The sequence below is a fragment of the Nakamurella deserti genome, from assembly GCF_003260015.1.
In the GTDB taxonomy this organism is placed as follows: domain Bacteria; phylum Actinomycetota; class Actinomycetes; order Mycobacteriales; family Nakamurellaceae; genus Nakamurella; species Nakamurella deserti.
Window position 1 is genome coordinate 325,742 of the sequence record NZ_QCXS01000004.1, and the last position, 20,531, is coordinate 346,272.

A 20,531-nucleotide genomic window follows, 5' to 3' on the forward strand; every position below is an offset into this window, starting at 1 on the left:
CGGACTTCCGGACGGCGAACCGGGATCCGGTGCGGCGGTGGGTGACTCAGCTGATGGGGATGCCGGTCAGCCTCGCGCTGCGCGGACGGCACGACGACACCGCCGCGGGCCGCCGCGCGTGGGCCGCCGTGACCGCACAGCTGCGCCGGGTGGACCGGATGTTCAGCACCTACCGCGACGACTCACCGGTCAGCCGGCTGGGCCGCGGCGAACTGACCGAAGCGGACAGCCCGGCCGAGGTGCGCGAGGTGCTCGAGCTGGGCCGCGCCGCCGCGGAGCAGTCCGGCGGGGCGTTCTCGATGTGGCTGCCCGACTCCACCGGACAGATCCGGTTCGACCCCAGCGGCGTCGTCAAGGGCTGGGCGGTGCAACGCGCCTCGGCGGCCCTGACCGCCCTGGACGACACCGACTTCTGCCTGTCCGCCGGCGGCGACATTGTCTGCCGTGTAGCCGATCCCGACCGACCCGACTGGCGGATCGGCGTCGAACACCCACTCGACCCCCGGCGGCTGATCGCGGTCGTCCCGGTCCGCACCGGCGGAATCGCCACGTCGGGCACCGCCCACCGCGGACGGCACCTGCGGGACGGACGTACCGGGCGGCCGGTCACCGGCGTCGCCTCGGTCACCGTCATCGGGCCGGACCTGACCTGGGCCGACCTCGACGCCACCGCCGCCTACGCCCGGGGCGCCGACGCCGCCGACTGGCTGCGCACCCGCATCGGCCGCAGCGCCCTCGTGGTGTGGCCCGATGCCACCACCACCGTCGTCGTTGGACGGCTCCCCGACCATTCGTGACCCACGTGGACCGGAGTCCGGGCCGTACCGGCCGAATCGTTCGAACGCGCACTTGGACGGTCCGCAAGACTCTGCCCGGCGTCATCGCCACCGCCCTGGCCACCGTCGTGTCCATACTCGCCTGGTTCGTTGCGCTCGAGCTTCGAGTACGAGTTCGACGGTTGCACGACGCGACGTACGACGGCCGGCGTGGTCGGTTGCTTGCCCGAACAGCTCGAGCGGTCACGGTCCTGGTTGACAGTTCCGACCATGATCGGCTTCCCTCCGACGCGAGGTTGGGTGGGCGCCGGCGTGGCCATTGATCCGGCGACACATCAGCCCTCACTGTCGGACTCTCGCCCTATGCTCACGAGATGACCATGGAGGTGTTCACCGCGGCGCATTTCGACGAGCCGACCGAGGCGACACCGGCCGGCGGAGCCTGGGGCGGCGGCGAAGGGCGCATCGCGGCGGTCCCGGCATCCCTCGCTGCGGACACCGGCCTGCTCCGTGACGACCTGCCCGGCTGGGGTCGGGACACCTTCGTCCTCGTCGTCGCCGCGGTCGGCCACGCCGGCGGCAGACACGAATCGACCCGGCTGATCGCCGGCGGTCCGTTTGGTAGGAAGGCGAGGTGACACGCCTGTTGATCGGTCCGGTGCTGCGGCATGTCGGCTTCACCGACGCCACGGTGTGGGTGGAGGTCGACGGCCCGTGCGAGGTGGAGATCCTCGGTCACCGGGAGCGCACGTGGAGCGTCGCCGGTCACCACTACGCGCTGGTCACCGTCACCGATCTGGAGCCCAGCCGCCGGTACCCGTACCAGGTGCGGTTGGACGGCAACCCGGTCTGGCCGTTGCCGGACGATCCGCGGCCGGCCTGCCGGATCCGGACCCTGGCCGAGGGCGCGGACGTCGACCTGGCCTTCGGATCGTGCCGGTACTCCACCGAGGAGGCCGTCGGCAGCGACCAGCAGTACGACGACGACGCGCTCGACTGCTACTCGCGGGACCTCGTCGACGTCGCCGAGGAACGATGGCCCGACGCCCTGCTGATGCTGGGTGACCAGGTGTACGCCGACGACACGTCCGAGGCGACGCAACAGCGCATCAGGGCCCGCCGGGATGCCTCGGTCGGCGCGAAGTACGAGGTCGCCGACTTCGAGGAGTACACCTGGCTGTACCACGAGTCGTGGAGCGATCCCGATGTCCGGTGGCTGTTCTCGGTCCTGCCCACGTCGATGATCTTCGACGACCACGACGTGCACGACGACTGGAACACCTCGCACGCCTGGCGGCAGGACATGCAACGGACGTCCTGGTGGCAGGAGCGGGTGGTCGGCGCGCTGTCGTCCTACTGGGTCTACCAGCACCTGGGCAATCTCTCCCCTCGGGAGCTGGCTCACGACGAGCTCTATCAGGCGGTGCGCCGGTCCGGCGGGGACAACCGGGCGACCCTGGCGGACTTCGCCACGGCCGCCGACCGCGAGGCCGACGGCGGCAAGGGCTACCGCTGGTCCTACCGGCGCGATCTGGGCCGGGTCCGGCTCCTCGTGGTCGACTCGCGCTGCGGACGCATCCTGGCCGACGGGCGCCGGACGATGGTCAGCGACCCGGAGTTCGACTGGATCACCGAGCAGGTCGCCGGGGACTACGACCACCTGTTGATCGGCACGTCGCTCCCGTGGCTGCTGCCCCGGGCCATGCACGACGTGGAGGCGTGGAACGAGGTGCTCTGCGCAGGCCGGCGCGGCCGCGCGGTCGCCTGGGTCTCCGAGAGACTGCGCCGCGCCGCGGATCTGGAGCACTGGGCGGCGTTCGGGGACTCCTTCACACGGTTCTCCGGGATGATCCGGGAGGTCGCCCAGGGTGTCCACGCGCCGGACGGGAAGGCTCCGGCGACCGTGTGCGTGCTGTCCGGCGACGTGCACCACGCGTACGTGGCGACCGCCCACTTCCCCGAGCCGGTCGACGCGGCGGTCTACCAGCTGACCTGCTCGCCCCTGCACAACCACGTGCCGCCGGTGATGAAGATGCTGTTCCGCGGGGCGTGGAGCCGGGTCGCCGAGCGCTCCACCCGGGTCGTGCTCGGGCTGCTGGCCACGGTGCCCGTCCCGGCGCTGAGCTGGACCCGTGACGCCGGCCCGTTCTTCGGCGACGAGATCGCGGTGCTCCGGCTGTCGGGCCGCCGCGCCGAGGTCGTGCTGCAGAAGGCGAGTTCGGGGGGTCAGCCGAGCGCCCTGCACCCGGTCGAGCGGATGACGCTGTCCTGACCGGCGGGGGCGCGGCCGTCCGTGAAACCCGTCCCGACACCGAGGGCCCGTCTCCTCGGCCTGTCGTGGGCCGTCGTGTGCCGCGGCGGGGCCGGCGCCGCAGTGGTCCTTGCGTGACGGCCTGGGGATGCCGAGCGAGGCCATGTCAACGAGATTCGTATTCCCACAGGGAGTTCCGCAGTCATTGGTGGGCGCCGGTGATGCGGGGGTCGGGTCCGTACTGATGGGGGACGCCGAGGTTCGCGCGGAGGGTCGTACCCGGGTAGTCGGTGGGGTAGATGCCACGTTCCTGCAGGATCGGCACGACCTCGTCGACGAATGCGTCGATGCCGTCCTCGTAGATGTCGGGCGTCATCCAGAAGCCGTCGGCGGCTCCGGCCTCGAACCACTCCTGCAGGTGATCGGCGTGGAGCTTTCCCGGTCCGACGACCGTGGGGTGGTAATCGATCACCCCGTGCGCGAGGATGTCGCGGGGCGACCACCCCTGGCGGGCCACCGCGAGGGCGTTGGCCGAACGTGGGTCCCGCGGCGAGGCGTGCGCGGAGGCCAGTTGTGCCGGCGTGAGGGGTTCGTCGTACCGGTCCGGGTCGATGTGGATCCCGAGCACCGCGCCGAGGTGGGGAAGGCGGGCCTCGATGACGTCGCCCGCGTACCTCAGGCGGCGGTCGAGGCCCTCACGCACGGTCGGTGCGACGGTGGTCATGATGCCCGGGATGTACCTGACCTCGTTCGGGTCGCGGCCGGCGTCACGCGCGGCCTGGCGCACGAGATCCCGTTGTGCGCGGGCCTCTTCGATCGTCCACACCTCGGCGATGAAGCCGCTGGCGTAGCGGCCCGCGATCGACAGCAGGTGCGGGCTGGGGCCTCCGGAGGTGAAGACGACCGGCTGTCCCTGGTCTGAAGGCGGGATCGCCAGTGGGCCACGGGACGCGACGTACTGGCCCTGCAGGTTGATCGGCTGCAGCTTGTCCGGGTCGATGAAGCGGTCCGCTGCCTGGTCCTTGACCCACGCGTCCTGCTGCCAGCTGCCCCAGAGCGCCTGGACGATCTGGATGGTCTCGTGGGCGCGCTGGTATCGCTCGTCGCGATCGGCGACGGGCCGTCCGTAGTTGGCGGCGACGGCAGGGTCGCTGGTGGTGACGGCGTTCCAACCGGCGCGGCCGTGGCTCATCACGTCGAGGGCCTTGAACTGGCGTGCGGTGTTGAACGGTTCCTGGAAGGTCGTCGACCCGGTCGCGACGAACCCGATGTGCGTCGTCTCGCGTGCGACGGCGGCGAGTTGGATCAGCGGGTCCATCAGGTTGCTGGTCGTCGTGTGCTCGACATCGCCTCGCACCGCGGGGAAGTCGGGGGTGAAGAGGAAGGCGAAGAGGCCGCGCTCGGCGGCCCGGGCGTGGCGCACGGTGGCGTCGACGTCGGCGTAGGTTCCGGGGTCCACGTGCGGGGCACGCCAGGCGCCGTGCAGGCCGCCGTATCCGTCGATCATCCCCATCCCGAGGATGAGCTTTTTGTCCGTCGTGGTCACCGAACCGCCTTCTCGGCCAACGCTGTGTCGGTGGGGGTCGCAACGGCGGGGTCCGGTGAGCGGCGGACGAAGAGGACGCCGAGCAGGATGACCACACCGATGGCGAAGGCGGTCAGGAAGGCGGCGTGCCCAGCGGACGTGGCCTGGTCGGTAGTGAGTGCGCCGGCGTCGCTTGCACCGGAACCGATGGTGTACGACGAGATGAACACCGCACCGAAGGCGGCACCGGCGAGCTGCTGGACGGTGGCGAAAGCGGAGGCGCCGTGCGGGTAGAGCTCGGCCGGCAAGCCGCCCATCGCGCTGGTCGTCAGCGACGCCCACATCGCGGCCTGCGCGCTGGTGAACACCAGCCACGCGAGCATCAGCGTGACCACGCTGGTGTGCTCGTCAACGCGGCTGAAGAACCACAGGACGGCCAACCAGACGACCGCCGCCGGGATGACCAGCGGGCGCGGTCCGACGCGGTCGTACACCCGGCCACTGGCGGCCGCCACGATGGAGATGGCCGCCCCGCCCGGGATCAGGAACAAGCCGAGCTGCAGGGTGGTCAGACCGGTGACGTGGGTGAGCACCAGCGGGACGACCACCAGCAGACCGATCCCGGTGCCCGCGACGAAGAGCATCACCAGAAGAGGCGCGGTGAATGACCTGGCGAGGAAGATCCGCATGTCCAGGAAAGCGCTGTCCCGTCGTTGCAGCGGGATCTGGCGCAGGACGAACGCCGCCAAGCCGACCAGCCCCACCGCGATGGGCAGGTACGGCGAGATCGGAGCGTGCCCCGAGGACGCCTCGCCGAGCAGAGACAGCCCGTAGACGAGGCCACCGAAACCGACCGCGGACAACAGTAGCGACGGCACGTCCAGTGCCACCTTCTCGGGGGTGGTGGTGTTACGCAGCTTCCAGGCCCCCAACGCGAGGGCGACGACCGCGATGGGCAGCATCAGGATGAACAGCCAGCGCCAGCTCAGTACCGACAGCACGACTCCGGACAGCGCCGGACCGACAGCGGGTGCCACGGCCGGGACAGCCGTGGTGATCGCCATCATGCGGCCGCGGCGACCGGCCGGGACCAGCCGCATGGTCGTGGTCATCAACAGGGGAAGGAATACCGCGGTGCCGGACGCCTGGACGACCCGGCCGGCCACCAGGACACCGAACGTCGGCGCGATCGCGGCGAGTGCTGTGCCCGCGATGAACAGCGACATCGCGACCAGGTAGATCGTCCGGAGGTGGAATCGCCGCATCACGAAACTGCTGGCCGGGATCAGCACGGCCATGGTCAGCAGGAAGCCGGTGGTGACCCACTGCCCGGTGCCGGGGGTGACCCGGAAGTCCTCGATCAGCGTGGGAAGCGCCACGCCCAGCAGCAACTCGTTGAGGAAAACGATGAACGTCGAGACGATCAGGACCCCGATGACCAGGGCGACGCCCGGGGGGAGTCGGTCGCCGGAGTGGTTGGTGGGTGCTGCTGCGGCGAAGTCGGATGCCGATGGGGTGCTCACGTTTACTCGCTGTTCTGTGATGTCGACGAAAGATCTGTTGCTGCACAGGACCGAGCTGCGCCACGCGCCACGCGCGTTCTGCCGGGCCGAGTGCGCGGAACTGGGGTTCAGCCGGCGAGGACGTCACGGTTGCGTGCAGTCCTGTCGGCTTGACTCCCGTGACGGCCTCGCTGGCCGCTTCGGTGCTCAGGTGGTAAGCGGCACCAGCATGGGGTGCGGGCTCGCGCAGGATCTCTGCGGCGACGCGGGCGATGTCGGTGCAGTCCACCCGGCCGACGGGTCCGTCCCCCAGGTGCCGCAGTACTTCTCGCTGTCCAGCTCCCCCAGGATGGCCTGCATGAACACGTTGGGGCGCAGGTGGGTGTAGCCCAGTCCCGGGGCCTGGATGTAGGACTCGAGGAGTTGGTGCCAGATCATGTGACCGACGTAGCGCTCCATCGGGCGACCGGGTTGGTGAAAGGTGCCGAGGTGCAGGATGTGCCGAATCCCGGCGGCCTCGGCCGAATCGACCAGGTTCTTTCCCTGGGCCAGCATGTCGACCGTGTAGCCCGCGATAAGGAACAGCCAATCGATCCCGTCGAGCGCCGCGGCGAACCCGTCGTAGTCGTCGAGGTCCAGGTGGACGCTGCGCACTCCCTGCGCCGCGAAGTGCGCGGCCTGCTCGGGCCGCCGCACGGCTGCCCTGAGCTCGATCGAGGTGTCCTGCCGTACGAGGCCGACGAGCTCGCCGCCGATGCGTCCGGTGGCGCCGGTGACGAGGACGACCGGGAGTCTCGTGAGGTCCGTGGCGGCGGTGGTCGCAGTGGTGGTGCTGACGACCTCGGATTGCCGGCGAGCAGACGACGGTGACGTCACAGCTGGCTCTTTCTGTCGGGCGTTGAAGGGAAGTGGCGTGCAACAGAGCCGCCGCGCGGGTCCGTCTCGGTCAGCACGACGCACGCAAGGACTCCCGCCGCCTACCGCGGCCGCTGTGGGCCGCCGTCAACCGGCTGGTCGCACTGCGGCCAGGACCTACACGTAGAGCAGACGGTTGACCCGCACCAGGAAGTCCTCACCGAGCTCGCTGGTCGGGTCCCCCATCAGTTCACTGATGACGTTCATCGCCAGATCCCGCCGCCTCGGGGACCGCGCGGCGATAGCCGACTCGAGTGCACGGGGCATTTCGTCTGCGGTGAGATCCGTGCAGTAAACGGGGGTTCCGGGCTGTTGACGCCACGAGTCGGTGATGGTGCCCGCGTCGAAGCCCTGAAAACCGGTCTGCTCGACCAGCGACATGCCCAGGCCCCGGTCGTCGTCGTGGTCTGCCGCGACGGGAACCGCGATACGGCCTGACGCGCCACTGGGGGCGGCATAGGCGCCGAAGGACTGCGCCGTGATGGCGTTCCACGCTTTGACGATGGAGCGGCCGAGCTGTTCCTCGACCCAGCGGCTCTCCACGAGTCCGCCATCGAGGGCTTCGATGTGCCCGTCGCGGGCCGGATAGTAGTTGGAGGTGTCGATGACGACGGCCTCACCGGGTAGTTGGCCGAGCAGCGGTTTGAGGTCGGGCACCCGGACGAGGGGGACCGAGGTGATCAGGACATCCACACCCGCTGCAACCTGATCCGCGCGCACAGCCTCAGCGCCGCTGGCCAGAACCTCAGCAGATATGGTCTCCGGCCCGCGAGAATTCGCGATCTTGACCTGGTGCCCGTGAGCGCTCAGTCGATCAGCGAGCACGCTGCCGATGCTGCCAGCTCCCATGATGCCGATTTTCATGCCTGTCCTCCGGGTGGTGTGTGCTGAGTCGTCGTCTGTCCGGTGCTCCGCCGCATCCGGGGGCGGAGACGGGCCGCGGGCATGCTGCCCGGTCACCGCCCGACGTGCGCGAAGAATGGGCGACGATGAGCGGCAAGCAGCGCTCGCAACTCCCGGCGCGTCAACGAACCGAGCGAAACGGAGTCGGTGTCCGCTCCATCCAGGACGATACGGAGGCGGTGTCCGCCTGTCAATGAGGGCGTGACGACCGTGGCCGCGGTCATACCACGGCGACCGGCAGGAGAACCTGAAGGCGTACATCGACCGTGTGGCCATCACGCCGGTGCCTGCGGAAGAGACGCCCGGCGCCACCGCCGACACGAGGTGCCGCGCTGGATTCCTGCCAACGCTTGGTCGGAGGCGACCAACGCCGACAGGCGCCCGGGTCAGGACGCGGGAAAGGCACTCCGAAGTGCGGACGGCATTAGCCAACCCTCTCTCGCGATCGCGCGAAGGGACTGCGTGGATCCCTCGTCCGCCAGTTGCGCATCACTGATCCACGCGGAAGCCAGCACGCTGAGGACGAGGTCCCGGTCGCGCACCCACGGGCGGGCGTACCCGGCCGCCTGGGCATCGGCCAGGAAATGCCCGGTGATCTCGATGAGTGACTCGCACGCGACTGCGAGTGGAGAGGTGGTCTCGAGGAGGGCTTCTCGCAGGGGGCCGGGCAGGCCGTCGAAGACCGTCACATAGTCACCCAACGCGGTCAACCACAGCTCCAGTGCCGCGAGGGGGTCACCGCACTGGGCCTCGATTTCGGCCCGGCGGGCGTCCAATTCCTCCCAGCGGGCCAGAAGGAGCGCCGCGAGCAGCGACTCCCGTGTCGGGAAGTGGCGGTACAAGGTGCCCGGCCCAAGACCGGCCCGCTTGGCGATGTCCTGCATTGCTCCGCTCACGCCCTGCTCGGCGAAGAACTCCTCGGCCACGTCCAGGATGTGCAGCCGGTTGCGCGTCGCGTCAGCACGCGGCTTCGGCGGCGTCGCCTCCAGGTGTGTCTCCATACGACCTCCTCCATCAGAAACGGAGGATACTTCCACATGCTCCGCACCGCCAAGGGTGAACGGTCGATTCGGGTGACGCGGACAGGCACCGAATGCGGCTATGCCGGCCATCGGTCGCGACCCCCGTATGGATCGCCGCACCGCGACTGCGGCAGTGTCCGTCGCACGGATCGCCTCCACACCACGGGGTGCACCGGGCGGTGGTCGCTGTCAACAAGGGTCGGCAGGAGGCCGGTCGGGTTCGATGCTGATGCACCCGCGCCGTCGGCGCCGTGGGATGGCGCTTCGTACCCGCCTGGAATGGCATGGCACGGCTCAGGCAGGCTCACCTCGCGCTGAGCATCGACCAGCTCAAGGTTCCATTGTCCGGAGCCTTGGCGTCGGGGTCCGTTGCAGTGGCACAGCGGCGATCTCGTGGAGGCGCCGACGCCGCGCGGACGACTCACCCGGCCCGGTGCGTGGCGCACTCGCCGCGCCGACTGTCGTCCCCTCAGACCGGCCCGTGCACGAACCACACCCCGAGCATCCGCTCGGTTCCGGGGTTGCGCAGCGTGTGCGGGATGGTCGAGTCGAAGCCCAGCGACTCACCGGCCTGCAAGGTGAACACCTCGTGGCCGATGGTCACCTCGAGCACCCCGCTCACCACGTAGCCGTACTCGTAGCCAGGATGGCAGGAGACCTCACCGATGTCGGACGACGACGCCCCGGGCTCGTAGACGATCTGCATGAACGCCACCTCGCGTTCCGGCGTCGCCGCCAGCCGCTCCCAGATGACGCCGGCGGCCATGTCCAGCCGGGACCGGTGGCTGGGGTGCACGATCGACACCCGGTTCGCGTACTCCGACGGCCGCCACACCGCGGCGGGATCGGCCGTCGGCGACAACGGGGCCCCGCCGGTCCCCTCCGACGCACGGTCGGACCGCTCCGGGAGCCCGTGCAACCCGTCGACCAGCGCGGTGCGCACCACGTCCGCGGCCGCCACGCCCTCGTCGAACAGGTCGTCGACCGAGACGTGCAGGGACTGCGAGAACGCGTACAGCGTGGACACCGACGGTTGGGACTTGCCGTTCTCGATCTGCGACACGAACGACGGCGACACGTTCACCTGCCGCGCCAGCTCCCGCACGGTGAGCCCCGACCGCAACCGGAAGTCGCGGAGCCGCGGGCCCAGGGAGGCCGCTCGGGGATCCACCTGGACCCCACCCGGCTCCGCGGCCGGCCTCACACCAGCGCCTGCTGCCGCCGGCGCCGCGCGCGCGTCACCGAGAACAGCACCGCCGCCGCCAGGATCAACAGACCCTGGAACAGGTACTGCCACATCTGCGAGAGCCCGAGGAACGTCGTGGCGTTCAGCACCTGGATCAGCAGCACCGAACCCAGCAGCGTCCCGACGAACGTCCCCCGGCCGCCGAGCAGGCTGGTCCCGCCGAGGACCACCGCCGTCACACTGGTCAGCGTGTAGCTGACCCCCTGCAGCGGGTCGCCCACCCCGATCTGCGCCATCAGCATGAAGGCGCCCAGCGCGGTGAACAACGACGTGGCGAGATAGGCGAGCACCACCGTGCGGTTGATGCCGACACCGACCTTGCGGGCCGACTCCTCGTGCGAACCGACCGCCCGCAGCCGCCAACCCCACCGGCTCCGGCGCAGGAGCAGCTCCATCACGATCGTCGCCGCCACCAGCACCAGGAATGCCACCGGGATCGGCCCGACCTGCTGGGTGATCATTGCGACCACGTCACCGTTGATGTAGCCGTCCGACGTCGGCCGCAGCAGCAGGCTGACGCCCTGCAACGCGATGTAGGTGGTCAGCGTCGCCGCGATCGCGGTGAACCGGCCGAACCGGATGAGGCTGCCGTTGATCAGGCCCACGACCGCGGCCAGCACGATGCACAGCACCAGACCGACGGCGATCTCACCGGGCGGTGACTCGTCGGTCACCCAGAACGAGGCGACCACCACCAGGAAGCCCGCGAGCGGCCCGACCGACAGGTCGATACCGCCGATCAGCAGCGGGATGGTCTGCCCCATCGCGATGAAACCCAGTGCGGTCACCAGGGTCAGGATCGAGGCGATGTTGAAATCGGAGAGGTAGTTGGCGTTCTCGTTGTAGACGTAGGCGCCGAGCACGACCATCACCGCGACCAGCAGCACCGACGGCGCGTAGTCGCCGCGGAGGAAGCGGGCGAACGGCGACGAGTTCGCCTTCGTCCCCACCGTCGGCGCAGTCGCGATGTGCGTCGTGGACTCCACCGCGGCCCGGACGATGCGCTCCTCGGTGATGTCGTCGCCGTGCAGCGTCTCGACCACATGCCCCCGCGACATCACGATGACCTGGTCGCAGAGACCCTCGAGCTCCTTGGCGTCCGACGACGCGACGACCACCGGGATCCCGGACGCCGACACCTCCCGCAGGATGCGGTAGATCTCCGCACGGGCACCGACGTCCACGCCCTGGGTGGGCTCGTCGGCGACGACGAGCAGCGGCTCGGACAGCAGGGCGCGGGCCAGCACCACCTTCTGCTGGTTACCGCCGGACAACGCCGAGACCGGCGCGCTCATCGACGGCGCCTTGACCGCCAGCGAGTCGAGGGTCTCGCCCACCAGCCGTTGCTCGCGACCGTCGTTGAGCAGCCCCCGGCCGTACCGGCCCAGCGACGCCACGGCGGCGTTCTCGCGCACCGACAGGGTGCTCATCACGCCGTCGCGCTGCCGGTCGGCGGGCAGGAACGCCGCACGGTGCAGCAGGTCCTTGCCGGACGTGGACCTGCCGGCCACCTGCACGGTGCCGGTGAACGACTCGAGCCCCGCGAGGGCGCGCAGCAGATCCGACTGGCCGTTGCCGACGACCCCTGCCACGCCGATGATCTGGCCCGGCGTGGCGCTCAGCGACACGTCGGTGAAGCCGGTGCCGGTGACGCCCTGAAGCACGAAGTTGGGCGTCGCCCCGGGGGCCGGCGCGAGCTTGTCGGGGAACGTCGAGTCGAGCTGGCGGCCGACGATCATCGCCAGCAGCTCGCCGTCGGTGATGGCCGCGACCTCGGCGGTGCCGCGGACGCGACCGTCCCGGAGCACGGTCACCGAATCCGCCAGCTCCCGCACCTCCGCCAACCGGTGCGTGATGTACACGACCGAGGTGCCGTCGGCGACCGCCGACCGCACCTTGGCGAAGAGCAGCTCCACCGAGTCCTGACCGAGCGGAGCGGTGGGCTCGTCGAGCACCAGCAGCGCCGGCCGCACCGCCAGCGCCTTGGCCACCTCGAGGAGGTGCTTCTGGGCGACGCTCATCGTCTCGACGCGGTCGCTCAGGTGGACCTGGAGTCCGACGCCGTCGAGCAGTTCCCGGGCCGTGTCGGCGACCTTGCGGCCGGCGAACACCGACGCCGGCAACGCCACCCGCAAATTCTCCTCGACGGTCAGGTCGGGCAGCACCGCCGGGTGCTGGTGCACGATCGCGATACCGAGTTCGGTGGCCAGTGCCGGGGTGAGCGAGCCGATCTCCCGGCCGCCGACCGCGATCGTGCCGGTGTCCGGCTGCAGCACACCGGTGGCGATGTTCATCAGCGTCGACTTGCCGGCGCCGTTCTCGCCGAGCAGGGCGTGCACCTCACCGGGCCGCACCGTCAACGACACGTCGGTCAGCGCCGCCACGCCGGAGAACGACTTGGAGACGCCCGTCATCACCAACGTCGGCGTGCCGACGGCGCCGTCGGCCGCCGCGGAGGTGTCCCCGGCGGCACGGAGCGGGCTGGACCCGGCCGCGGCGGTCGGCCCGGCCGGGGTGTGCAGAGCAGGAGAATCGGTCACGGCTTCGCCTTCGTCAGCGGCCCTCGCGGGCCGACGGGACCGGGTCCCGGGACGGCGGTCACCGCCCCGGGACCGCGGGGTCTACTTGAGCAGCGCCGCCTGGGCGTCGCCGGGCAGCTGGGCCGACAGGTAGACGTCGGCCGGCAGGTTCTTGTCGCACTTCACCGGGTTCGGCTTGCCGCTGACCGAGTCCTCGAACACCGGCGCCTCGAAGGTGAGGTTGGTCGGCGGGACACCGCCGGTGGCGGTGGCGACGGCGTACTGGATGGCGAGGCGGACGTTGTCGTTGCCGGTGGTCACCGTCATCAGCTTGAAGTCGGGATTCGCGGCCTTGTTGTCCTCGTAGAAGCAGGACAGCACGTTGCCGTCGGAGGCCGCGACGGCCGGGATGGACCGGCCGCTCTTGGCGAACTCCGGAAGTGCGCCCACCAGCGACGGACCGAAATCACTGACGATCACGTCGATCTGGGGGTACTTGGCGATCGCCGCGGTCAGCACCTGCTGCGTCTTGGCCGGGTCCCAGTTCGTCACCTCGAACGGCGACTCACCGAGGATCGGGTACTTGTCGGCCGGCAGCTGCTTGTCGAGCTCCGCCCGCTCGGTGGTGCCCTGCGTGTTGCCGGGAGGGCCCGACAGGAACAGGATGTTGCCGCCGTCGGGGAAGTTCGCCTTGATCCAGGTGGCCCAGTTGGTGGCGTCCGCCGTGGGATCGGAGCCGACGTAGGCGTTGTAGTCGACTCCGTCCTCGCCGCCCGGGTCACTGCGGTAGGGGACGGTGACCACACCGGCCTTGTAGGCGCTGCGCAGCGCCGGCAGGATCGCCTTGCCCGCGTCCGGGAAGACCACCATCGCGTTGACGCCCTGGGCGACCATGCCCTGGATGTCGGAGATGGCCTTCTGGGTGTCGCCCTGGCCGTCGGCGTAGAGGTACTTGGTGACGCTCGGGCACTTCTTCGCCTCGTCCTCACCGGAGGCGGTCGTGACGAGGCGCCAGCTGTTGCCACCGAAGCCGTCGAGCAGGCCGAGGGTGATCTGCTTGCTGCCGCACCAGGACGGCGCCCCTTCCAGCGGGGACGCCGACTGCGAGGGCTGCGCTGCGGTGGACCCGCCGCCGCCGGAACCGCAGCCGGCGAGGACCGCGGCCAGACCGGTGGCGAGGGCGACTGCCCGGAGAGTGTGCCGTTTCATGGTGCTCCTTGGGTCTCGACGCGGCGTCGATGCCACGTCAGCGGATGTGCGGGAGGCGGATGCGGACAGGGAAGCCGGAATCAGGCCGACGACGGGGTGGCTGCGGGCCCGGACGCCGGACGCGAGCCGAAGCGCGCTCGCAGAGCCGCCCAGTTGACCGTGTACAGCGCGACGCCACCGGCGAGAGCGGCTGCCTGCACCAGGGTCTGGACCGCGAACGGCACCCCGAGGGCGAGCACGAACTGGTCCAGCTGGGTCAGGAACAGCGCGGCGATCACCGTCGACACCGGGAAGCCGCGCCCGCCGAGCAGCGACGTGCCACCGAGGACGACCACCGCCACCGACGGCAGCAGGTAGGCGTTGCCCTGGAACGCGGTCGGCTGGGCGGTGATGCCGGCCAGCAGGATGCCGGCCAGGCAGTACAGCAGTTGAGCCCAGATGAACGCGAGGGTGTGGTGCGACCGGACGCGCAGGCCCACCGCGCGGGCGGCGAGCCGGTTCGCGCCGATCGCGGTGAAGCGGCGTCCGGCGACGGTCTTCTTCGTCAGCACCGCCACGACCAGCAGTGCGGCCAGCGCGAACAGCGCGGCGTGCGGGATGCCGAGGGTGCGGCCGGCGGCCACGTCGCTGAGCAACCGGGTGGTGCTGCGGGGGATGCCGTTGGAGATGCCGAGCACCGCCCCGAACAGCAGGGCGTTGGTCCCCAGGGTGGCGATGATGGAGTTCAGACCCAGCCAACCCACCAGCAGGCCGTTCAGCGCCCCGGCCGCGACGGCGTAGGCCACGGCGATGAGAACCGCTGTCAGGACGCGGCTGTCGTCACCGTTCGGGTAGTGACTGACCACCACGATGGCCAGCGACATCGCGCCCGGAACGGACAGGTCGATGCCGCCCTGCTGCACGACGAGCATCTGGCCGAGACCCGCGATCGCCAGGACCGCCGCGAACGGCAGCATGCTGGCGATCACGCCACCCGAGACGCTGGACGGCGCGACGATCGCACTGACGATGAACAGGACCACGGTCGAGACGACGATCGTGATGGCGCCTTTGGCGGTGGCGAACCGGGATCCTCTGGCGACGGCCGGCCGCAGCCGGTCCGTGGACGTGGCGTCCGTCATGCTGTCTCCCGCACATCGTCGTTGAAGAGGAGATTTCGGAGGTGACACCGCACGCTGTGCGCGGCGTGTTCACAAGTGTTGAGTGAGACTGTACACATGAGGTGACGGCGTTCACAACCGCTGCGACGGTCTCAGTTCGGTGAATCTTCCGCGCGGCCGCCGGGGTCCGTACGTCCGGATGATGACGGCCCGACACGACCAAGGCGCCGTCGCCACGGCCGACCGGCGAACCCCCACCCGGTCGGCGGAACGGCCACCGCGGGCGCCGACGGCGATGTGCAGGTCACTCCTGCCGCTGTGAACGGTGCGTCAGTACACCATGTAACCGCCGTCGGCAGCGAGCACATGGCCCGCCAGAGCCGAGGCGGCGTCGGAGAACAGGAAGCAGACGACGGCGGCGATGTCCGCGGGCTCCATCAACCGCTGTTGCGGCGTCTGACCGACCCAGTCCGCGACGATGGCCGGATCGGTGCGGCCCACCGCATCCAGGATCGGGGTCCGGGTGTACCCGGGGGCGACCGCATTGACCCGGATGTTCAGCGGTGCCCATTCGACCGCCAGGGTGCGGGTCAGCTGGGCCACCCCGGCCTTGGAGACGTCGTAGGCGACATGGATCTCCGGGTGCACGACCTTGAGACCGGCGATGGACGAGACGTTGACGATGACGCCGCCGCCGGCGGCGGCCATCACCCGGCCGAACTCCCGCGCGCACAGGAAGGCACCGGTCAGGTTGACCGCGATGGTGCGGTCCCACACCGTCTGCGACAGCTCCAGGGTCGGGCTGTTCTCGACGATCCCGGCGTTGTTGAACAGCCAGTCGACACGACCGTGGGCGGAGACCAGAGTGTCGGCGAGGGAGCCGATCTCGCGGCCGTCGGTGACGTCGAGATGCCGGTACTCCGCGGTCCCCGGTGTCGTCGCCGTCAGCTCCGCGGCCATCCGCTCGCCGGCCTCCGGATCGAGATCGGCCACCACGACGGTCGCCCCGCGCTGCGCCAGCAGGGTGGCGGTCGCGCTGCCGATCCCGCCGGCACCACCGGTCACGACGGCGACCTTGCCTGCGAACTCCTCCATGGACGGTCCTTTCGGTCGGGCTGCGCGGCCGGCGGGACCCGTCACGGGTGTTCCGCTCCCGCCGCGCGGCGCAGGTCAGAGCAGGATCTGCAGGGGGTTCTCGAGGGTGGTGATGAGGGCGGTGAACCACTCGGCGGCGAGGGCTCCGTCGACGGCGCGGTGGTCGACGGAGAGGGTGAGTTGGAGGGTGGTGGCGATGGTGAGGGTTTCGGTGCCGTCGGGGTGGGTGTCGATGGCGGGGGTGCGTCGGCCGGCGCCGACGGCGAGGATGGCTGATTGGGGTGGGTTGATGATGGCGCCGAAGTCGTCGATGCCGTACATGCCGAGGTTGGTGACGGAGAGGGTGCCGCCCTCGAGTTCGTGTTGTTTGAGTTTGCCGGTGCCGGCGCGGGCGACGAAGTCCTTGACGGTGGTGGACAGTTCGCTGATGGAGAGTCGTTGGGCGGCGCGGATGACGGGGGTGACGAGGCCTTTTTCGCCGGCGATGGCGACGGAGACGTCGATGTCGTCGTAGCGGCGCAGGGCGTCGTCGGTCCAGATGACGTTCATGGCCGGGACCCGGCGGTGGGCGAGGACGGCGGCTTTGACGACGAGGTCGTTGACGGAGATGCGGGTGGTGGCGGCGGCGTTGAGTTGGGTCCGCAACGCGAGGAGCGCGTCGATGCGGGCGGTGCGGCGGAGGTAGAAGTGCGGGACCTGCTGCTTGCTCTGGGTCAGTCGTGCCGCGACGGCACGGCGGAGCCGGGTGTGCGGTTCGTCGGTCCACGGGCCCGCCGCGGCGGCGGTCGGGGCGGCGGAATCCGCGACGGCAGAGGCCGGCGCGGCTGCTGCGGCGGCCGGGGCCGCGGCGGCTGCGGCGGGGGCGGGGGCGGCTGCGGCGGGGGCGGGGGCGGCGGGGGCGGGGACGGCTGCGGGTGTTTCGGTGCGGCGGTGCAGCGCGGCGTCGATGTCGGAGCGCACGATGCGCCCGCCCGGGCCGGTGCCGTGCACCGACGCGAGGTCGAGGTCGGCTTCCCGGGCCATCCGCCGGGCCAACGGGCTGGCGAACACCCGGGACCCGTGACCGCCGTTGCCCGCGTTTCCGGCAGGCGACGAGGCTGCGGTGGTCAGGGGTGGGGTGGTCATGGTCGCCGGCGCGGCATCGGACCCCGCCGTCGCGGCATCGGATGCGACCGGCTCGTCGGCACCGACTGACACCACGGTGTCGTCCGGCGGCACCTCACCGCCGCTGCCGCCCAGGTTCGCCGCCGCAGCGGCGGTGGCGTCGGCGGTGGCGGTGGCGTCGGCGGTGGTGCTCTCGGCGGTGGTATCGGTGTCGGCGGTGCTTTCGGTGACGCCAAGGGAGACCAGCAGGGCGTCGACGTCGGCGCCGGCTTCGTCGGCGCCGCCGATGACCGCGATCGGTGCGCCGACGTCGATCGTGACACCGGCTTCGGCGAGGAGCCGCAGCACGATCCCGTCGGTGTCGGCCTCGAAATCGATGACGGCTTTGTCGGTCTCGATCTCGGCCAGGGTGTCACCGGCGGCGAACCGGGTGTTCTCGGCGACTTTCCATTCCTGGATGACCGCCTCGGTCATCGCCGCCGCGATCTCCGGCATCCGCAACAACGACGCCATCAGATGCCCCCCAGATTCCGCAACGCCACGACCATCTCCGCGTCCTTGGCGATCGCCGCCCGTTCCAACACCTTGCTGATACTCGGCGAAGCGACCCCACCGGTGACCCGCTCGATCGGCGCGTCCAACCAGTCGAAGAACCGACGCCCGATCTCATCGGCCAACCACCCGCCGTACGACGTGCCGACCGCGCCCTGCTCGGCGATCACCACCCGGTTCGTCTTGCGCACACTGGCCTCGATGGTGTCCCAGTCGATCGACGCCCGGTCCAGCCACCGCAGATCGATGACCTCCGCGTCCACCTCGCCGACCTCCTCGACCGCGGCCAGCACATAGTTCGTCATCGCCAGATACGTGATCACCGTGACCTCGGTGCCCTCCCGCCGGACCGCGGCTTTCCCCACCGGCAGGCAGAAGTCCAGCCCGGTGTCGTCGACCGGCGCCGGCCCGGTGGAGGCGTACAGGTCCACGTGTTCCAGCACCACCACCGGGTCCTCACAGGCCAGGGCGGTGTTCATCAGCCCGATGTAGTCGTACGGGGTCGACGGCGCCACGATCCGCCACCCCGGGGCGGTGGCGAAGATGCCGGCCGGGTCCATCGAGTGCTGCGACCCGTAACCGGTACCCATCGCCACCTTGGAACGCAGCACCAACGGCACCGCGTCGTCCCCACCGAACATGTGCCGGGCCTTGCCGATCTGGTTGAACAACTGATCCGCCGCCACCCACATGAAATCGGCGTACATGAACTCCACCACCGGCCGGAACCGCCCATCCAGCGCGATCCCCCCGGCCAGCCCGGCGAACGCGTTCTCCGCGATCGGGGTCCCCAGGATCCGGTCCGGGAACCGGTCCTTCAACCCCTTCGTCGCCCCGTTCGTCCCACCACTGAGCCGGTGCACGTCCTCCCCCAGGACCAGCACCCCCGGGTCGGTGTCCATCCGGCGACCCAGGACGCGGGCGATCACATCCACGAACTTCGCGTCCGCCACCTCACCCTGGAAGTCTTCGGGTTCGACGTAGCGGGAACCTTCCAGTTCGGTCAGGTCACCGCGGATCCCGGTGTCCACCCACGACGGGTCCGGCCACTCGCCGGGCCGGATCTGCCGCTGACCGGGCTTCCCGCCGGGCAACGGCTCCAACAGCTGCCCGCCGATCTCGGCCATCAACGCCTTCGACCGCCGCGTCAGCTCCTCGACCTCCTGCTGCGTCAAAAGGTTGCGGCGCACGAGGTGCCCGGCGACCAACGCGATCGGGTCCCGCTGCCGCCACGCCTTCTCCTCGTCCTTGCTGCGGTAGCCGAACGCCGAGCCGGGGAACGGCCCGTTCTGGTGGAAATAGCGGTACACGTCGGCCTCGACCACGGCCGGGCCGTTCCCGGCGCGCATGTGCGCGACCGCCTCACCCATCGCCAGGTACACCGCCAACGGATCCATCCCGTCGACCTTCCACGAGGCGATCCCGAAGCCCGGCCCGCGGGCGGACAACCTGGGTTCCTTGGTGGCTTCCTCGACGTGGGTGGACACGGCGTAGCCGTTGTTCTCGATGAAGAAACACAACGGCAGGTCCCACGCCGCCGCCAGATTCAACGTCTCCAGGGTCGATCCGATGTTGGACGCACCATCCCCGAAATACGTCACCGCCACCGCGTCCGTACCGGCGAAGCGGTGCGCCCACGCCGAACCCGCCGCCAACGGCACCCCACCACCCACGATCGCGTTCGTGCCGATCGCCCCCGCGGCCTTCCACTGCAGATGCATCGAACCACCACGGCCGTGACTGAACCCCCGGTCCAGACCGCAGATCTCCCCCAACGTCCGCAACAACACCGCCCGCACGTCCTCATCCACCTCGTCACGCGGGTCGATGCCCTTCGGCGCCACGAAATGCAGGACCTTCGCCAGGAACTGGTGATGACCGCGGTGCGAACCGTTCACCGTGTCCGCGTCCGTCAACGCCAACACCGACCCGACCGCACCACCCTCCTGCCCGATGCTCGAATGCGCCGGCCCGTGGATCAGACCCGCCGCCGCCAACTCCAGCACGTACTCCTCGAAGGTGCGGATCAACACCATCTGACTCAACATGGGCAACAACAGATCAGGATCAGCCGCATCCCAATCACGTTCGGTGGTGAGGACCTCGACCCAGGGCGCGCTGGGCTCGAGATGCCGGTGCTCAGTCATTGAGTCACTCCCTGCAATCGGTTGCTCTGCTGCACAGTTTCTCATAGCCTGGCCCGAGCGTCCAGTGCCAGTGAACACTCACTGAACAGGGGCGCCGCACTCGGCAGGCGGCGACGGAGCCGCCCGGACGAACGGAGGAGGTCCCGATGGCCGGACTGCCCGGTATGCGTCGGCTGGACCACATCGGTTTCACCGTGCCCGATCTCGAGCAGGCGCGGACGTTCCTGGTGGAGGTGCTGGGCTGCGAGTACATGTACAGCCTCGGCCCGTTCCGACACGACGACACCGACTGGATGCGGACGCACCTGAACGTCGACCCGCGCACCGTGATGCGGCAACTGCACTTCTTCCGCTGCGGCGGACAGGCGGTGTTCGAGGTCTTCGAGTACGACGCCGCCGATCAGGTCAGCACCCCGCCGCGCAACAGCGACGTCGGTGGTCACCACGTCGCGCTGTACGTCGACGATCTGGACGTGGCGGTGGACTACCTGCGGCAGCAGCCCGGGGTCACGGTGCTCGGCGAGCCGACCGCGAGCCGTGGACCGTCCGAGGGGCAGCGCTGGATCTACTTCCTCAGCCCCTGGGGCATGCAGTTCGAGCTGGTCAGCTACCCGCACGGCAAGGCGTTCGACCGCGACGGCGGCTGAGCGGCCGGCGCTGAGCGG

General features: G+C 70.0%; 16 protein-coding genes. 4 read left to right on the top strand and 12 right to left on the bottom strand.

The genetic code is table 11. The annotated features are described in order from the left end of the window. Nucleotides 1–41: 41 nt before the first annotated feature. The 3 genes from DB033_RS19955 to DB033_RS19965 all read left to right on the top strand — a co-directional run bounded on the left by DB033_RS19955 (nucleotide 42) and on the right by DB033_RS19965 (nucleotide 3,048). Entirely contained in the window at nucleotides 42–797 is a 756-nt protein-coding gene (locus tag DB033_RS19955; protein ID WP_205844058.1) for an FAD:protein FMN transferase, read from the top strand. A gap of 353 nt (nucleotides 798–1,150) precedes the next feature. Further along, nucleotides 1,151–1,414 (top strand): hypothetical protein, encoded by a 264-nt coding sequence (locus DB033_RS19960; RefSeq protein WP_111768709.1) that lies wholly within the window; start codon nucleotides 1,151–1,153, stop codon nucleotides 1,412–1,414. Next, a complete protein-coding gene (locus DB033_RS19965) occupies nucleotides 1,411–3,048 on the top strand; it encodes an alkaline phosphatase D family protein (protein ID WP_111768710.1) in 1,638 nt (545 codons plus the stop codon). The genes DB033_RS19960 and DB033_RS19965 overlap by 4 nt, the downstream gene beginning before the upstream one ends. Nucleotides 3,049–3,229: 181 nt before the next feature. Here DB033_RS19965 and DB033_RS19970 read toward each other — a convergent pair whose 3' ends face one another. The 12 genes from DB033_RS19970 to DB033_RS20025 all read right to left on the bottom strand — a co-directional run bounded on the left by DB033_RS19970 (nucleotide 3,230) and on the right by DB033_RS20025 (nucleotide 19,866). Then, nucleotides 3,230–4,573 carry an NtaA/DmoA family FMN-dependent monooxygenase gene (locus DB033_RS19970; protein WP_205844059.1) on the bottom strand — a complete coding sequence of 448 codons (1,344 nt, stop codon included), beginning with the start codon at nucleotides 4,571–4,573 and terminating at the stop codon, nucleotides 3,230–3,232. Then, nucleotides 4,570–6,075, bottom strand: a complete 1,506-nt coding sequence (locus tag DB033_RS19975) for an MFS transporter (protein ID WP_157970824.1) — start codon at nucleotides 6,073–6,075, stop codon at nucleotides 4,570–4,572. The genes DB033_RS19970 and DB033_RS19975 overlap by 4 nt, the downstream gene beginning before the upstream one ends. A gap of 186 nt (nucleotides 6,076–6,261) precedes the next feature. Continuing rightward, a complete protein-coding gene (locus DB033_RS19980) occupies nucleotides 6,262–6,930 on the bottom strand; it encodes an SDR family oxidoreductase (protein ID WP_157970825.1) in 669 nt (222 codons plus the stop codon). A gap of 156 nt (nucleotides 6,931–7,086) precedes the next feature. Then, nucleotides 7,087–8,148, bottom strand: a complete 1,062-nt coding sequence (locus DB033_RS19985; protein WP_338066278.1) for an NADPH-dependent F420 reductase — start codon at nucleotides 8,146–8,148, stop codon at nucleotides 7,087–7,089. A 110-nt stretch (nucleotides 8,149–8,258) separates the two neighbouring features. Next, nucleotides 8,259–8,873: a TetR/AcrR family transcriptional regulator gene (locus tag DB033_RS19990; RefSeq protein WP_111768713.1), complete on the bottom strand. Its 615-nt coding sequence runs from the start codon at nucleotides 8,871–8,873 to the stop codon at nucleotides 8,259–8,261. A gap of 490 nt (nucleotides 8,874–9,363) precedes the next feature. Next, nucleotides 9,364–10,065 carry a cupin domain-containing protein gene (locus DB033_RS19995; RefSeq protein WP_170315607.1) on the bottom strand — a complete coding sequence of 234 codons (702 nt, stop codon included), beginning with the start codon at nucleotides 10,063–10,065 and terminating at the stop codon, nucleotides 9,364–9,366. A gap of 29 nt (nucleotides 10,066–10,094) precedes the next feature. After that, the gene (locus DB033_RS20000; RefSeq protein WP_205844061.1) at nucleotides 10,095–12,680 is read right to left on the bottom strand and encodes an ATP-binding cassette domain-containing protein; all 2,586 of its coding nucleotides are present in this window, start codon (nucleotides 12,678–12,680) and stop codon (nucleotides 10,095–10,097) included. 81 nt (nucleotides 12,681–12,761) lie between these two features. After that, nucleotides 12,762–13,868: a substrate-binding domain-containing protein gene (locus DB033_RS20005; RefSeq protein ID WP_111768715.1), complete on the bottom strand. Its 1,107-nt coding sequence runs from the start codon at nucleotides 13,866–13,868 to the stop codon at nucleotides 12,762–12,764. Nucleotides 13,869–13,948: 80 nt separating this feature from the next. Beyond that, nucleotides 13,949–14,989 carry an ABC transporter permease gene (locus tag DB033_RS20010; RefSeq protein ID WP_111768716.1) on the bottom strand — a complete coding sequence of 347 codons (1,041 nt, stop codon included), beginning with the start codon at nucleotides 14,987–14,989 and terminating at the stop codon, nucleotides 13,949–13,951. 309 nt (nucleotides 14,990–15,298) lie between these two features. Continuing rightward, the gene (locus tag DB033_RS20015) at nucleotides 15,299–16,063 is read right to left on the bottom strand and encodes an SDR family NAD(P)-dependent oxidoreductase (protein WP_111768717.1); all 765 of its coding nucleotides are present in this window, start codon (nucleotides 16,061–16,063) and stop codon (nucleotides 15,299–15,301) included. Nucleotides 16,064–16,138: 75 nt separating this feature from the next. Continuing rightward, nucleotides 16,139–17,680, bottom strand: a complete 1,542-nt coding sequence (locus DB033_RS20020; protein ID WP_111768718.1) for a 2-oxo acid dehydrogenase subunit E2 — start codon at nucleotides 17,678–17,680, stop codon at nucleotides 16,139–16,141. Next, the gene (locus DB033_RS20025; protein ID WP_111768719.1) at nucleotides 17,680–19,866 is read right to left on the bottom strand and encodes an alpha-ketoacid dehydrogenase subunit alpha/beta; all 2,187 of its coding nucleotides are present in this window, start codon (nucleotides 19,864–19,866) and stop codon (nucleotides 17,680–17,682) included. The genes DB033_RS20020 and DB033_RS20025 overlap by 1 nt, the downstream gene beginning before the upstream one ends. Nucleotides 19,867–20,012: 146 nt before the next feature. Here DB033_RS20025 and DB033_RS20030 point away from each other — a divergent pair, with 146 nt between their 5' ends. Beyond that, nucleotides 20,013–20,513 (top strand): VOC family protein, encoded by a 501-nt coding sequence (locus tag DB033_RS20030; RefSeq protein WP_111768720.1) that lies wholly within the window; start codon nucleotides 20,013–20,015, stop codon nucleotides 20,511–20,513. Nucleotides 20,514–20,531 lie beyond the last annotated feature (18 nt).

Bases quoted from the DNA above. Each gene is read 5' to 3' on its own strand.
- DB033_RS19960 (WP_111768709.1), top strand. From the start codon at position 1,151: ATGACCATGGAGGTGTTCACCGCGGCGCATTTCGACGAGCCGACCGAG.
- DB033_RS19985 (WP_338066278.1), bottom strand. From the start codon at position 8,148: ATGGCCACACGGTCGATGTACGCCTTCAGGTTCTCCTGCCGGTCGCCG.
- DB033_RS19990 (WP_111768713.1), bottom strand. From the start codon at position 8,873: ATGGAGACACACCTGGAGGCGACGCCGCCGAAGCCGCGTGCTGACGCG.
- DB033_RS20005 (WP_111768715.1), bottom strand. From the start codon at position 13,868: ATGAAACGGCACACTCTCCGGGCAGTCGCCCTCGCCACCGGTCTGGCC.
- DB033_RS20010 (WP_111768716.1), bottom strand. From the start codon at position 14,989: ATGACGGACGCCACGTCCACGGACCGGCTGCGGCCGGCCGTCGCCAGA.
- DB033_RS20015 (WP_111768717.1), bottom strand. From the start codon at position 16,063: ATGGAGGAGTTCGCAGGCAAGGTCGCCGTCGTGACCGGTGGTGCCGGC.
- DB033_RS20020 (WP_111768718.1), bottom strand. From the start codon at position 17,680: ATGGCGTCGTTGTTGCGGATGCCGGAGATCGCGGCGGCGATGACCGAG.
- DB033_RS20025 (WP_111768719.1), bottom strand. From the start codon at position 19,866: ATGACTGAGCACCGGCATCTCGAGCCCAGCGCGCCCTGGGTCGAGGTC.
- DB033_RS20030 (WP_111768720.1), top strand. From the start codon at position 20,013: ATGGCCGGACTGCCCGGTATGCGTCGGCTGGACCACATCGGTTTCACC.